We start from the raw sequence: 15,001 nt of genomic DNA on the forward strand, positions 1-15,001 counted from the left end.
CTATTCTAGTCGATAAAACAGGTAAATTTTTGGATTGATTTAACAATTTTTAACGGCTTAAGGCCTTTAGCATAAAGGATTTTAATTTATTGGAGAAGCAAAAACCCATAGGCGGAAAGGTGAAATCTGCCTATGGGTTAAAATTTAGAATGTTTTTTGACTAACCCGTTGCAAACGGCGTAAACCTGGTGATCAGGTCGTTATATTGTTTTTCGAGATTTTTACTTAACGCACCTTGCTTAAAAGCCTCAGTTAATTTTACCATTTGTCCCAAATAACCAAGGTAGAAACGAACATCCTGCTCTGATGACAACTGATTTTTGCTTTCCGAAACATCAGCCAGATGAGTGAGTTCCTTGCCTACATAGTCAGCAGTTTTTTTGATCATTGCATTTGCACGGTTTAAATCATTTAACCGATACAGGTTTTCAGTAAAATAATAGGTGCTCATTACCTGGCGCATACTGTAAAATTTAGCCGGAATTACCTCAGAATATTTATTTGCCACTTTTTTACTCTCCGCAATTTTACCTTCGTTGATCAAGCCAGTTAATAAACCATTAAACATATTCGATAACATGGTCACATCATCAGCAGATTGCCTGTCTAAATGATTGGCATTTTTGATATTACCAAAACCATACACATTCATCAGGTTGTTATACAAAGGTTTAATGTTGATGCGCTCATAATCTTCTATAATGGCTGTATCGGGTTTTAACGGAAGCAGTCTTTTGTTCAATCCTTCCGAATAAAGGTATTTGTTCAATCCTACGTATTGCTCATCGGGCATGCCTCCGGTAAAATAAATCGGTCGTTTCCAATTGTTATGCGCCAAAATATCAAATAAAGCCAGCGTGCCTTTGGTTACATAATTCTGGTTAAATGTCCATTCCATACTGCTTGCTATTTTACCGGCATCCTCCTTGGGTACGGTTCCGGTATCCAAAACCTGTTGCGGATTCACCGCCAGTTTAAGATTTTTGGCTGGCAGCACATTGTATTTAGAGCCATCTGTCATGGTTACTTTATCTTCGTCGTGATCGGATAAAAGCACATCTAAAATTTCCTGTAACTCAATATGCTGTGCAATCTTATAATCCTGATAGTACATAATATCCCTCGTGCCTTCAACGTATTGCTCATGCTTTAGCGTAATAGGCAGGGGTGCTGATTCATTTTGCTTTCTGCGCATGCCATCAATATACCAATCGGCAGTAAATAAACTCAGGTTTACCACCCGCACATCCGGGCGTACATTTTCCACCTCCTGTGCATACCAAACCGGATAAGTATCGTTATCGCCATAAGTAAATAAGATGGCATTGGGTGCACACGATTTTAGGTAATTGACAGACATATCTCTCGCTACGTGACTATCAGAACGGTCATGGTCATCCCAGCCCTGGTTTGCCATTAGAATTGGGGCTCCAAATAAGGCAATAACTGATGCGAAAATACTTGCGCGTGCAGGCGTTAGTTTCTGGAAAATAAAATCCTTTAATCCAAATACACCTAAACCGATCCAGATAGCAAAAGCATAAAAAGAGCCTACATAGGCATAATCCCTTTCACGCGGCTCAATAGGAACAGAGTTTAGGTAAACTACAATAGCCACACCAGTAAAAACGAAGAGTAAGCCGATAATGCCCGCATCCTTTTGATTGCGTTTGAAATGCCAAACGGCACCAATTAAGCCGATAATTAATGGCAAGAAGAAGAATCTATTGTATGCTTTATTTTCTACAATTGATGGTGGAAGGTTTTTTTGATTGCCAAGTCTGATTGCATCCAATGGTTTTACACCGCTAAGCCAATTGCCATCTTTTCCGCCAAACTGTCCATCTTCATTGTCCTGTCTGCCTGCAAAATTCCACATAAAATAACGCACATACATCTGTCCGGTTTGGAAAGAAAATAGATATTTTAAATTATCGATAAGTGTAGGTTTATGTTCATCATCAAAACCCATATAACTTTTGTAAAATCTCACATGTTCGGGTTTATCGCTGTACATCCGTGGCATTAAAGTTTTATCAGCAAAAACATAAGCTGATTTTGTTCCTGCCGATTCATATTTTTTGTCGCCTTTACGGATAATTTTGCCCGTTTCTTTAATATCGATTTTTTCTGAATTGTAATTCTCCCCATAAAGTAAAGGCCTGTCCCCATACTGGTCGCGGCCCAGGTACCTCGAAAGTGAGAATACATTATCCACATTATAATTGTTCAGGTTAGGTTTGGCCTGTGCCCTGATAACCAATAACGCAAAAGAACTGTATCCAAATAAAAGCAGTACAGTGAATAACAGGATCAGGTTTAAAGCCCTTTTGTTTTTAAGGATGGAATAACGGATGCCATAAACTAAGCTTCCGATCAATAAAACAGCAAAAAATAATATCCCAGAACCAAAGCCAAGGTTCATGGTATTCACAAAAAAGTAATCGAAGCTTGCAGCAAGTGATACCACGTATTGGATGATGCCAAATTGCACAACGGCTAAAATAGCAATGGAAACAAAAAATATTTTTAAAACACTTTGCCAGCTGGGCGCTGGATTCTTTTTAAAATAATAAACAAATATTAATGCAGGAATGGTAAGCAGGTTTAAAATATGCACACCGATAGAAAGCCCCATTATATAAGCTACAAAAAGTAACCAGCGGTCTGCTTTTGGTTCATCAGCCTGCGATTCCCATTTTAAGATACCCCAAAATACAATTGCACTGCAAAGCGATGACATGGCGTAAACCTCAGCCTCTACAGCAGAAAACCAGAAACTATCAGAAAATGCATAAGCCAAAGCCCCAACCAAACCGGCGCCCATAATGCCAATGATTTGCTGTTTGCTGATTTCTTCACCTTTTTTAATTACTGTTTTTTTTGCTAAAGCCGTAATAGTCCAGAATAAAAATAAAATGGTTCCTGCGCTTGCAAGGGCCGAAGCAATATTGATAAAGTAGGCTACTTTGGTTTTATCGCCAAAAGCGAATACCGAAAATAACCTTTGAATCATGGAAACTATTGGAGCACCGGGCTGGTGAACAACTTCCATTCGGAAGGCGGAAGAAATGAATTCGCCACAATCCCAGAAACTTACAGACTGATCTAAAGTTAAGATATACGTTAGTGAGGCAACGATAAAACAGAGCCAGCCTCCAATAGTGTTGATCCTTGAATAATTCATAGTTTAATTTTAGTCTTTGATAATAAATGATTTAAGTGGTTCGCAGTAAAAAAAGTCGTAGAAAAAAATAAAATGTTGCACGCTATATGATGATTTTTTTATCTTTGCATCGCAAACAAAGAACAGCAGGAAAGAAATTAAAAATATTTTAAAATCGCTCTTGCATATTTAAAATAAGGTTCCTACATTTGCATTCCCTTTCGAGGAGAATATCCTTGAGAAGTTTTTGTCCGATAGTATAAGGGTAGTACAACGGTTTTTGGTACCGTTTGTCTTGGTTCGAATCCAGGTCGGACAACGAAAATTTAATAACGGATCATGTTTTAAATAGACATGATCCGATTTTTTTTAACCGTAACTACACGAACCCATGCCATTGCAGTTTAACCCGGTAAAGCTTTTTTCCGGAACAGGTTCTAAGGGATTATCACTTAAGATTGCCGAGCACTACGGCAAGCCACTTGGTAGCGTAACCATTCACAAATTTAGTGATGGAGAGTTTCAGCCTTCCTTTGATGAGTCAATCCGTGGTAGTGATGTTTTTCTAATCCAGTCTACTTATCAGCCAAGCGATAATTTAATGGAGCTTTTGCTAATGGTTGATGCTGCTAAAAGAGCATCAGCACATTATATTACAGCAGTTGTTCCTTATTATGGTTTAGCCCGTCAGGATAGAAAAGATAAACCGCGTGTAGCAATCGGTGCCAAATTGGTGGCTAACTTATTAAAATCAGCAGGTATTCACCGCATCATGACGATGGATCTACATGCTGCTCAGATACAGGGCTTCTTTGATATTCCGGTTGATCACTTAGATGGATCGGTAATTTTTGTACCTTATATCAAAAGCCTGGGCTTAAAAAACTTAACTATTGCATCGCCAGATATGGGCGGTTCATATAGAGCACGTACTTTTGCAAAGTTTTTTAACGCTGAAGTAATTATTTGCGATAAACGCCGTAAACGTGCCAACGAGATCGAATCAATGTCGATTATTGGTGATGTGACCGGACAGGATGTAGTATTAATCGATGATATTTGCGATACTGCCGGAACCTTATCTAAAGCTGCGGCCTTGATTATGGAAAACGGTGCAGCAAGTGTTAGGGCGGTTTGTACACACGCTGTACTATCAGGCAAAGCAATAGAAACGGTAGAAAATTCGGTATTAACCGAACTGATCGTTACGGATACAATTCCATTAAAACAGGAAAGTCCGAAAATCAGGGTGCTAAGCACAGCCAGTTTATTTGCAAGAGCAATTGCCAATGTAAACGAACACGGTTCGATTAGTGATCTGTTTAGAGTTTAGTGCAAAGCGGTTAAAACGCGAAGCGATAAAAAGAGTTTAAATAAGGTTGAAGGTAGAGGGTTGAAGGCTTAAGGTCTTAATACTCGATACTTAATACTGACTACTAATAAATAAATATAAATAAAAATGAAAACAATCGCAATTAGCGGTTCTCCAAGAGAGAACGTAGGGAAACGCGATGCCAAGGAACTTCGTTACGAAGGTAAAGTTCCGGCGGTATTGTATGGTGGAAAAGAGCAACAACACTTTGCTGTAGTAATTGCTGACTTAAGAGATGTTATTTATACCCCGGATGTAAACTTTGTGGAGATTGATGTTAACGGTACTAAAACTAAAGCTATCGTAAAAGATACTCAATTTCACCCACTTACCGACGTATTAATGCACATCGATTTTCTTCAGTTATTTGACGAGAAAGAAATCGTTATGGAGATCCCGGTTAAATTAACAGGAACTTCTCCAGGTGTTAAAATGGGGGGTAAATTAATCCAGAAATTACGTAAACTACGTGTTAAAGCATTACCAGCTAACATGCCACAAAACGTAGAAGTAAGCTTAGAGAAATTAGAAGTTGGTAGTTTATCTCGTGTTCGTGACCTTAAAGGTGATAAATACGTAATCACTAACACTCCTGAAGATACTATCGTTTCTGTTGCAATGTCTAGAGCATTAAAACAAGCAGAAACTGAAGCTGCTAAAGGTAAAAAATAGTACAAGGATTTCACAGATCGATGTGATTTCACAGATTTTAGAGCGGTGCAAAAGCAATTTTGCACCGCTTTTTTGTTTACATCAAATTTAATAGACTAAACGCTCCTATATTCATTAGGAAGCTATTTGAAGTGAATTAGTTAAATTCGTGTTATACACTCCCGACTTCGGACTCCTGACTTCGGACTTTTTTTTATCTTTGCCCCATGAAATATCTTATAGTTGGCTTAGGGAATATCGGACCGGATTATGCGCACACCAGGCATAATATTGGTTTTGATATTGCTGATGAACTGGTTAAAGGTTTAGGTGGTAGTTTCGATAATATCCGTTTGGCCTATTATGCTGAGGTGGGCTTTAAAGGCAAAAAACTGCACGTAATTAAGCCTACTACTTTTATGAACCTGAGCGGTAAGGCCGTTAACTATTGGATGAAGGAGCTGAAAATAGCACCAGAAAATGTACTCGTTATTGTTGATGACCTTGCATTGCCTCTGGGAAAGCTAAGATTAAAACTGCAAGGCTCAAGCGCTGGCCACAATGGCTTAAAAAGTATCGAAGAAGTTTGTGGTGGGCAAAACTACGCACGTCTTCGCTTTGGCATTGGTAACGATTATCCGAAAGGCAGGCAGGTAGATTTCGTTTTGGGTTTGTTTGATAAAAATGAGCAATTAGAACTTCCTGCATTGATTGATAAAAGTGTAGAATTGATTAAAAGTTTTGTTACGGTTGGACCCGCTCATACTATGACGGCTTTTAATAAATAGATGGTTAATTGTGTAAATCATGCTGTCATCCTGGGCGCAGCGAAGGATCTTTTATAATTTAAATCTGTTCAATAGGAGTGTGGTCAAAAAGATTGTTTGAAGAGCAATTGCAGAAGCTCTTTTTAATGTTCGTCCTGCTTTACATTACAAGTCCTCGCTGCGCTGTGGGCTTTCCATTTCAATCAGGTCTAAAACGCAGGGCCTCTACTGCTATTGTTGGTAGAATACATCGTTTTATATAGATTTCCTTTCCTAGTTAATTACCTATATCCTCACAGCATCTTGACTGATTTAAAACATCTTATATGAAAAAGATATCACGGATCAAGCTGCTGTCATCCTGAGTTTAACGAAGGATCTTTTATAGCTGAGGATATATAACCATATAAGAAATATTAGAACATTTAAGCTTATATGCCCTTAACTGCCTTATATGGTAAATAAATAGGCAACTGCCTCTCTCTACACGATGCAACCCAAAATAGTATTGCTGGCTGCGCCACCTAAACCTGATCGCAGTGGTTCCGATGCTTTTTCGATATTTGTTTTCGAAACTAAATTAGCATCGGAAGGAACGGAGAGCGGGGCAGCAACAACCTAAACGCATCTGTACCTGATTTCCAAAGAAAAGAAATGAATAAGTTTTTTTACTGTTTGGTGAGCGACCAAACATGGAGTTGTCGAGATAGCAGAGGGGACTAAACAAAAAAAAGACCACCTTTCGATGATCTTTCCTGTAAATATGTTTTAGTTAGTGTTTATTTAACTTGTTCTTGAGCCCTTGCAATGTAAGCATCAATTAACTGTGCTTCTGCGCTCTCAGGATATTGAGTTTTAACTTTAGTATAAGCATCAACTGCACCTTTAAAATCTTTCAGGTTTTCATTCACTAAACCTAATTTCTTTAAAAACATTGGTGAAGTAAATTTACTCGCTTTATCAGCTGCTTTTTTATAATACGTAGAAGCTTGTTTGTAGTCTTTCAACTCGCTATAGGCATCACCTAATAAACCTAAAGCCAATGGGTCCGCAACCGGGCTACCAGTAGCACTATATTTGTTTAATGATTCTATAGCTTGTTTATATTCGCCCTTACGTAAGTAAATGCCACCCAAATAAAGATTAGCTAAGTTTGCCGATTTTGTGTTATCGTACTCTTTAGCAATCTGTTCTAAGCCTGGGTAACCACCTTCGCCTTTAACAGCTCTGTTCGATAGCGAATCTACTCCAACAGATTGTTCTGCTTTGTACATTTTGCTAGCGGCTTCTTCAGCACGACCTTTTAAATACACGCCTTGATACCAAAGATATATTAAAACTAATAAAACTACAGCGCCTGCAATAAACAGTAAGCTTTTATTATTCTCTTGTAAAAATGAACCTTTTTTAGTTGGTTGAATTGTCTGGTTATCTGTTGTAGACATGTTTGTTTAAAAAATTTAAGATTGCAAAAATACATTTTTCAATCAAAGTATCAACCTTTATTTTGAAGTATTTGATTAAACATTAGTTATTTAGGCCTGCAGATCGTAAAATGATTAAGATCATTAGCGCAACAAGCTAATTAGTGTATTAAACCAGGTTTGGTTATCGCTAAAAATACCGGTGTGGTTAATCACCAGGTATACGGTTTGACTTTCCGATCGGCTCACAGTCGATCTAATTCTAATGGGTTGCCAGAATGCACCGAAATTTTTTGCAGATGAAGCTGGGAATAAATCGTCGAAACCCATGTAAACCTCTTCTATATGTGATAGTGGAAGTTCCAATTGTTCATCTCCGGTAATAAAAAGGCCATTGGAGGCCAACAAAATATCGCCCTCGTGATTGTGAACTGGCTTTAAAAATGAAAATAAACCTGCGATTTTTTTAATCCAGTTCGAACTTTTATCATTGGTCAGTTCGTGATCGTAAGACCATAGAACATTCCCTTCTAACATTTTTTGTGCAACCATTTATTTTTCCTTGGGATGAAAGTACAGTTTTTTTAAATGTTATTGACGTTTATTTTAAACAATGAATGTTAAGAGGCTAAAAAAGGGTAAATTTGTGACATATTTATGTGGTTAAAAAATATTACCCTTCTAAATTTTAAGAACTATACCGATGCAGATCTCCATTTCTCGGAAACTGTGAATGTTTTTACGGGTAATAATGGCTCCGGAAAGACGAATATGCTCGATGCGATTCACTACCTCTGCCTATGTAAAAGTTACTTTAATCCTATCGATAGCCAGCAGATCAAAACCAATGAAGAGGTTTTTATGATCCAGGGCGATTTTGACCGTAACGAAAAAAACGAAAAAATTTCCTGCGGTGTAAAACGCAATCAGAAAAAGCAATTCAAGCGCAATAAAAAAGAATACGAGAAATTGGCCGATCATATAGGCCTTTTTCCGGTTGTAATGGTTTCTCCCTATGATGTGAACCTCATTATGGAAGGTAGTGAAGAGCGAAGAAAGTTTATCGATAATGTGATTTCGCAGACTGATGCACATTACCTGGATCAGTTGATTACCTATAACCGCATTTTGTTAAACCGGAATGCTTTGCTAAAGCAGATCGCCATTACCAGAAAGTATGATCCTACGCTGCTCGAAATTTTGGACGAACAATTGGTTATAGCCGGCAATAGAATATTCGCCATCCGAAAAGCTTTTATGGATGAGTTTATTCCATTGTTTAATCAATATTATACCTACCTTACCGAAAATAAGGAAATCGTTGAGTTGAATTATCAATCGCAATTGAACGATGCGGCTTTTGAGGAACTATTGAAAAAATCAGTAGAAAAAGACCGTGTGCTGGAGCGGACCACAACTGGTATTCATAAAGATGAACTGGCTTTTATCATCAGCGGAATGCCTTTAAAAAAGTTTGGCTCACAAGGACAGCAAAAGTCTTTTTTAATTGCCTTAAAACTTGCACAATACGCTTATCTCGCTAAAAACAAAGGATTTAAGCCGTTGCTTTTATTGGATGATATTTTTGACAAGTTAGATGATAACCGTGTTCAAAAATTAATGCAAATGGTTTCTCACCACGATTTTGGGCAGATATTTATTACAGATACAGGAAGAGAAAGAGTGAAATCAATTTTTGAAAAAATAGAAGTTGATGTAACTTTGTTCGAAGTAGATAACGGAACGATACAAAATGCGTAAACCCAATGATGTTACCGTAAAAGATGCCATCAGCAAAATGCTGGATGTATATCGTTTGCGCCGTAAGTTTGATGAAACTTCAGTCTTGTCTATCTGGCCAGAGATTATGGGCACTGCAATTGCCAACCGCACCAAACAGATTTATATTCACGATAAAAAATTGTTTCTGAGGATAGAATCTTCTGTGATCAAAAATGAATTGGTTATGGTGCGACAAGGAATAATCCAGAAATTAAATGAGCACGCCGGCAGCGAGGTCATTACCGAAATGGTGTTTTTGTAAGGCATAATAAAAGGGCAAAAATTTTAAAATAATGCCCTTTATATTTTACCAGGGATTAAAGCCGACTAAAGACTGTTAACTTCGGACTCAAGACTAAACTAGCCCCTTCCGCCAAATATCTTAGACAAAATCCAGATCACTAGCGCAACCACTACTACAACTACGATTACGCCTACCCAAACGCCAGCTTTAAATATACCTTCTACCAGTTCACAACTGCTTAAGGTGGTGCATAAAAATGCAATCAGTACTAATGGAAATGCTCTTTTCATATTCATGTTAATTTGTAATAGCTAACATCGAATAGCCAAGAAAGTTTTAATTGTGGGCTTATTTAGCCCGATTCTAAAGAAATTCCTGTTTAGTGATGTCAGATGTTACCATCTGACACATTATCCATCATTTTTTTGATAGGATTATTCAATAAAAAAACAGTCAGATGGTAACATCTGACTGCACATTAAAATGATGACTTTAATTATTTTATTAAGATGGTTTACCTTGACTCTTCCGTTGCCCATTCTCCATCTTACATTACAATTTATTTCCCGTTAACCTTCAGCAGCTCAACTTCGAAAATCAAAGTGCTATAAGGAGGAATGTCTGCTCCTGCACCGCGTTCACCATAAGCCAGGTTGTAAGGGATAAAGAATTTATATTTTGAACCTGCTGGCATTAATTGTACCCCTTCTGTCCAGCCCGGAATCACACGGTTTAGTGGAAAAGAAATCGGCTCACCTCTGTCGTAAGAGCTGTCAAATTGTTTTCCATTTAATAATGTTCCTTTGTAGTGTACCAGTACCGAGTCCGTTGCCAGTGGTTTAACGCCAGTACCCGCGGTTAAAACTTCGTATTGTAGGCCACTTGCAGTTGTTTGTACACCTGCGCGTTTTTTGTTCTGTTCTAAGAAATCTTGTCCTTCTTTCATAATTGGTGCGTATTTAATTTTATTTGCTGCTTCTTCAGCTTTGTTTTTTACTGATGATGCCTTTGCTAAGGCATCATTTATGCATTGTTGGGCCTGTTGTTGGGTTAAAATAACTTTTCCACCGGTAAATGCATCTTTCAGTCCTTTTAACAATACTTCGTAATTTAAGGTAGAAAGGCCTGTTGTTTTTAAGCTGGAGCCTATTGAAGTACCAAAAGCATAACTGGTAGAGTCTAAAGTAGATTTTAAACCGATGGTAGGAACTGATTTTTTACTGGTTGTCGTAGGTTTTTTTGCAACTGTTTTTTTTGCTGCTGTTTTGGTTTGTGCATAAGATGCAACAGCGATACCAGACAAGCATACCGCTAAGAAAATTCGTTTCATTATTTATGTTATGGAGTAATTAATTCCAACAGGTTTAAATGGTGGATTATATTTAAGGCCGAAAGATACAAAATAGATAAAACAATAAAACCCCGAATATTCGGGGTTTTATTGTAATTTTTTTGTGTTGTAAACTAGAAACGTTCGTCTGCTTTGAAGAAGAAATTACCTTCAATTTCTGCATTTTCATCAGAATCTGAACCGTGAACTGCATTTGCATCGATCGATTTTGCGTATTTCTGGCGGATTGTACCTTCTGCAGCTTCAGCCGGGTTAGTAGCACCGATCAATTTTCTGAAATCTTCAATCGCATTGTCTTTTTCTAAAATAGCAGCAACAATAGGTCCTGAAGACATAAAGCTTACTAAATCTTTGTAAAAAGGACGCTCAGCGTGAACAGCATAGAACTGACCAGCAGTTTCATCTGTAAGTTTAGTATATTTTAATGCAATGATTTTGAAACCAGCATTAGTAATGTCGTTAATGATTGATCCGATATGGCCGTTTGCTACTGCATCAGGCTTGATCATGGTAAAAGTTCTGTTAGTGCTCATTGTGCTTTTGATATCAATTTTTTTTGCAAAATTACGTTTTAATTGATGAATAATCAATACAACTCGTTTTTCAGTTGCGAATGGATGATGATAAAGATCAAAATAGCCAATCAACCTTGTTTTGATCCCTAATCTTACTAGCTATATATCAATGTCTTTTAAACTAAAATCCTGCTCATTCTAAAATCTTTAAATCCTAATCAATCCTAATCTAAATTTACTTAGCTTTGCTGCGCAAAAAATATATGCTTACATTAACTGAATTAAAAACATTATTGGCTACGCCACAACGAATTGTGATCACTACGCATCACAAACCTGATGGCGATGCAATGGGATCATCTCTGGGTTTATATGGATATTTAATTCAAAAAGGCCACCATGTTAAGGTAATCACCCCAACCGATTACCCTACTTTTTTGCATTGGATGCCGAACAATAGCGACGTAATTATTTTTACAGAAGCGCAGGAAAAGGCGGCACAATTGGTTGATGAAGCCTCACTCATATTTTGCCTTGATTTTAATACCCTAAGCCGTATAAATGAATTGGGCGAATTGGTTAGAGGTGCAGGGGCTAAAAAGATCATGATCGATCATCACCTCGAACCAGAAGATTTTGACGATTACCGCCATTGGGATATCAATGCCTGTGCTGCTGCGCAATTGGTTTATGATTTTATTGTAAATCAGTTACAGGATGGCGAGTTGATCAATAAAGACGTGGCCTCTTGCCTTTACACCGGTATAATGACTGATTCCGGATCTTTCCGTTTCTCATCAGCAACCTCGGAAGTATACCGTATTGCCGCAAACCTGATCGATTTAGGGGCCGACCAATCGAAAATCCACGAACTGGTATACGATAACTCGAGCGAAAACCGACTACGCTTTTTAGGCTACTGCCTATCTAATAAACTAGAAGTTTTAAGAGATTACAATACAGCCATCATTTCGGTTACCAAAGAAGAATTGGCGCAGTACAACAGCATTACCGGCGATACAGAAGGAGTGGTAAACTATGCGCTTTCCATCAATGGGATCCGTTTAGCCGCTTTAATTATAGAACGTACCGATAAAGTTAAATTATCTGTTCGGTCTACGGGCGATTTTCCGGCTAACGAAATCTGTAAAAAATATTTTAATGGTGGCGGGCACAGAAATGCTGCTGGCGGAGCAGCAGAAAAACCTTTAGCTGATGTAGTAAACGAATTTAAATCGATATTAGCAGAATATAAAGAACAATTGATAGCTTAGAAAAAAGAAATAAAACAATAAAAATTTAAAAAAGTCAAATTAATAAATGAAAAAGGGAATTATTATTCTAGCAGCAGCCACTTTAGGTTTAGCAGCATGTAAACAAGAGAAAAAGGGAGCTGGTGGCTTACTATATACCATTCACCACTCTGCAGGTAACGAAAAAATCAAAGAAGGTGATATCGTTAAAATGAATTTTATTCAGAAAAACGATAAAGATTCAGTTTTATCAAGCACTTTCGACAGCGAAACGCCAGCAGTATTTCCTGCTCAGAAAAAAATGTATGCTGGTGATATGAACGATGTTTTAACATTGTTTGGAGAAGGCGATAGCGCTACTTTTAAGGTAAATTTAGATACTATGGCATTTCATAGTAAACAACCTAAACCAGAGCAGTTCAAAAATGATAAATACATCACTTTCACGGTAAAAATCGAGAAAGTATTCAAGAAAAAAGCTGGCGAAGCTGACTCTACTTTTAACAAAAGAGCTCAGGAGTTTTTCCAGGCTGATTATAAAGCTACTTCAGAAAAAAAGAAAGCCGCTGAACCTGCTAAGTTAAAAGCTTATTTAGATGATACTAAACTGGCAACCAAAACTACTGCAAGTGGTTTACACTACATTATCGAAAACGCTGGTAGTGCAGAAAAACCAGCTTTAGGCGATACCGTACTAATCGAGTATACTGGTAGAGTAACTAAAAAAGGTAAAGATGGTAAATACAAAATCTTCGATACAAGTGATGAGAAACTGGCTAAAGCAGAAAACGAATTTAAGGCAGGTAAACCTTACGGTCCTCAGAAAATGCCTGTTGGCGGAACAATTCCAGGATTTACTGAAGCTTTACAGTTAATCGGTAAAGGCGGTAAAATTAAAGTAATTATTCCTTCTAACTTAGGTTACGGCGAGCAAGGTGCACCACAAGTTGGTATTATGCCTTTCAGCCCAATTGCTTTCGATTTAGAAATTAAAGATATTATTAAAGGAAAACCAGGTGCAGCAGCTCCAGTGCAAATGCCTGCTCCGGTAGTTAAAAAATAATTCTTTTAAGATATTTTGAGGTCCTGCTTATTCATTTAAGCAGGATTTTTTTTTGCTCAGCTTTTTATTAATTCATCAAGAAATAAAACATTCCAAAGATTTATAAAAACTTATTATAACCTATCTTTGTAGTGATCTAATAAAACAGTATACATTTTGAAATAGGATCTGCAGACTGTTTTTTAATAAATAACTAAATGAAAAAAGGAATAATTATTCTCTTGGCAGCAGCATTAGGACTAGGTGCCTGTAACAAATTCGAAAAGGGTGAAGGAGATATGACTTACAAGATCTATAAAAGTGAAGGTAAGCCAAAAATTCAAGACGGCGATTATGTAAAATTAAACGGCGTTCAAACGGTAGAAACCAATACCAATCCCGATTCGGTAATGGTAAATACCTACGACAATGAACGTCCTGCTTTTTTTGCCATTAGCAAATCGATGTTTAAAGGCGATTTAGCCTCTGGATTGAAATTACTTGGTGAAGGTGATAGTGCCGTTTTTAAATTGAACCTCGATTCGATGGAGAAATATTCAGGTCAGCCAAAACCAAAAGGACTAAAATCGAATATTGCTTCTTTCACTATCAAAATTGAGAAAGTATTGCATAAAGGGAAAGATCCCGATTCTATTTTCGAAGCGAAGAAACGTCTTTTTTTTGAATCGGAATATAAAGCGCTAAATGAAAAAAATAAAATCGTAGAACCTGCTAAAATTGCAAAATACGTTGCTGAGAATGATTTGAAGGTAACTACTGCGCCATCAGGACTACAATATGTAATTTTTGCACCCGGCAATTCAGAAAGAGCAACTTTAACGGATACGGTATTAATGGACTATACAGGCCAGTTTACCAATAAAAAATCAAACGGAAAATTAAATGTTTTTGATACTTCGGATGCTAAAATTGCTAGAGAAGCTGGGATTTTCTCAGAAAGCGTACAATACGTACCGCGCAGCTTACCTTTAGGGCAATTACCGCAAGGGGTTATTCAGGGCATTCAGCTGATCGGTGTTGGCGGTAAGATTAAAATGATTTTGCCATCAAAACTGGGTTTCGGCGAAAACGGAGGTGGGCCAATTAATCCGTTTACGCCATTGGTTTTTGATGTGGAGCTGAAAGGTATTATTAAACCAGGTGCAGGTTTGCCATTGGCGAAATAAAGTTGATCATATCTTATAGGTTTCCGAAACCATTAGACCTCGCAGGTTTTTAAACGGCATCGCCCTCAATAAGGCCGCTAAAAAATAATATAAACTACAAGCTAAACCTGCGAGGTTTGCAAAAGAACTGATTACTGAAAATTGTAAACTGATAACTGATTTGGGCGTTACCCAAGCTGCGCAAGGGGCGGGCTTTTCAGGGCTACGCTTCGCTCCGGTACCAATGAAGGATTGGTACTGAACCCTT

Annotated in this window: 15 protein-coding genes; 9 read left to right on the plus strand and 6 right to left on the minus strand. The window is 37.6% G+C overall.

Features of this window, described 5'->3' with window-relative positions; all coding sequences use genetic code 11:
* Positions 1–160 precede the first annotated feature (160 nt).
* The gene (locus tag BCL90_RS23275) at positions 161–3,187 is read right to left on the minus strand and encodes a glycosyltransferase family 117 protein (protein WP_121287704.1); all 3,027 of its coding nucleotides are present in this window, start codon (positions 3,185–3,187) and stop codon (positions 161–163) included.
* Positions 3,188–3,557: 370 nt separating this feature from the next.
* Between BCL90_RS23275 and BCL90_RS23285 the strand changes: the two genes are divergently transcribed.
* From BCL90_RS23285 to BCL90_RS26130, 4 genes are all read left to right on the plus strand, one after another.
* The gene (locus tag BCL90_RS23285; protein WP_029278327.1) at positions 3,558–4,499 is read left to right on the plus strand and encodes a ribose-phosphate pyrophosphokinase; all 942 of its coding nucleotides are present in this window, start codon (positions 3,558–3,560) and stop codon (positions 4,497–4,499) included.
* A 126-nt stretch (positions 4,500–4,625) separates the two neighbouring features.
* Positions 4,626–5,210 (plus strand): 50S ribosomal protein L25/general stress protein Ctc, encoded by a 585-nt coding sequence (locus tag BCL90_RS23290; RefSeq protein ID WP_121287705.1) that lies wholly within the window; start codon positions 4,626–4,628, stop codon positions 5,208–5,210.
* 206 nt (positions 5,211–5,416) lie between these two features.
* Positions 5,417–5,977: an aminoacyl-tRNA hydrolase gene (gene pth / locus BCL90_RS23295; protein ID WP_121287706.1), complete on the plus strand. Its 561-nt coding sequence runs from the start codon at positions 5,417–5,419 to the stop codon at positions 5,975–5,977.
* A gap of 469 nt (positions 5,978–6,446) precedes the next feature.
* Positions 6,447–6,578, plus strand: a complete 132-nt coding sequence (locus BCL90_RS26130; protein ID WP_262707557.1) for a hypothetical protein — start codon at positions 6,447–6,449, stop codon at positions 6,576–6,578.
* 157 nt (positions 6,579–6,735) lie between these two features.
* Here BCL90_RS26130 and BCL90_RS23300 read toward each other — a convergent pair whose 3' ends face one another.
* Both BCL90_RS23300 and BCL90_RS23305 read right to left on the minus strand, forming a co-directional pair.
* Positions 6,736–7,401, minus strand: coding sequence for a tetratricopeptide repeat protein (locus BCL90_RS23300; protein ID WP_121287707.1), 666 nt, complete (start codon positions 7,399–7,401; stop codon positions 6,736–6,738).
* 123 nt (positions 7,402–7,524) lie between these two features.
* A complete protein-coding gene (locus BCL90_RS23305) occupies positions 7,525–7,932 on the minus strand; it encodes a hypothetical protein (RefSeq protein WP_121287708.1) in 408 nt (135 codons plus the stop codon).
* A gap of 105 nt (positions 7,933–8,037) precedes the next feature.
* Here BCL90_RS23305 and recF point away from each other — a divergent pair, with 105 nt between their 5' ends.
* A complete protein-coding gene (gene recF, locus BCL90_RS23310; RefSeq protein ID WP_121287709.1) occupies positions 8,038–9,141 on the plus strand; it encodes a DNA replication/repair protein RecF in 1,104 nt (367 codons plus the stop codon).
* Positions 9,134–9,424, plus strand: a complete 291-nt coding sequence (locus BCL90_RS23315; RefSeq protein ID WP_121287710.1) for a DUF721 domain-containing protein — start codon at positions 9,134–9,136, stop codon at positions 9,422–9,424. Before recF ends, BCL90_RS23315 begins: the two co-directional genes overlap by 8 nt.
* A gap of 98 nt (positions 9,425–9,522) precedes the next feature.
* Here the strand turns inward: BCL90_RS23315 and BCL90_RS23320 are convergent, their stop codons facing one another.
* From BCL90_RS23320 to BCL90_RS23330, 3 genes are all read right to left on the minus strand, one after another.
* Positions 9,523–9,696 (minus strand): hypothetical protein, encoded by a 174-nt coding sequence (locus tag BCL90_RS23320; protein ID WP_244095130.1) that lies wholly within the window; start codon positions 9,694–9,696, stop codon positions 9,523–9,525.
* A gap of 269 nt (positions 9,697–9,965) precedes the next feature.
* Positions 9,966–10,736, minus strand: a complete 771-nt coding sequence (locus tag BCL90_RS23325; RefSeq protein ID WP_121287712.1) for an FKBP-type peptidyl-prolyl cis-trans isomerase — start codon at positions 10,734–10,736, stop codon at positions 9,966–9,968.
* Positions 10,737–10,870: 134 nt separating this feature from the next.
* Positions 10,871–11,290 (minus strand): nucleoside-diphosphate kinase, encoded by a 420-nt coding sequence (locus tag BCL90_RS23330; RefSeq protein WP_025144153.1) that lies wholly within the window; start codon positions 11,288–11,290, stop codon positions 10,871–10,873.
* A gap of 245 nt (positions 11,291–11,535) precedes the next feature.
* Here BCL90_RS23330 and BCL90_RS23335 point away from each other — a divergent pair, with 245 nt between their 5' ends.
* From BCL90_RS23335 to BCL90_RS23345, 3 genes are all read left to right on the plus strand, one after another.
* A complete protein-coding gene (locus BCL90_RS23335) occupies positions 11,536–12,546 on the plus strand; it encodes a DHH family phosphoesterase (RefSeq protein WP_121287713.1) in 1,011 nt (336 codons plus the stop codon).
* Positions 12,547–12,592: 46 nt separating this feature from the next.
* On the plus strand, positions 12,593–13,588 hold the full coding sequence (locus BCL90_RS23340) for an FKBP-type peptidyl-prolyl cis-trans isomerase (RefSeq protein ID WP_121287714.1): 996 nt from the start codon (positions 12,593–12,595) through the stop codon (positions 13,586–13,588).
* Positions 13,589–13,785: 197 nt separating this feature from the next.
* Positions 13,786–14,754 (plus strand): FKBP-type peptidyl-prolyl cis-trans isomerase, encoded by a 969-nt coding sequence (locus BCL90_RS23345; protein WP_121287715.1) that lies wholly within the window; start codon positions 13,786–13,788, stop codon positions 14,752–14,754.
* Positions 14,755–15,001: the final 247 nt, after the last annotated feature.

The organism is Pedobacter alluvionis (assembly GCF_003664035.1).
Taxonomy (GTDB): domain Bacteria; phylum Bacteroidota; class Bacteroidia; order Sphingobacteriales; family Sphingobacteriaceae; genus Pedobacter; species Pedobacter alluvionis.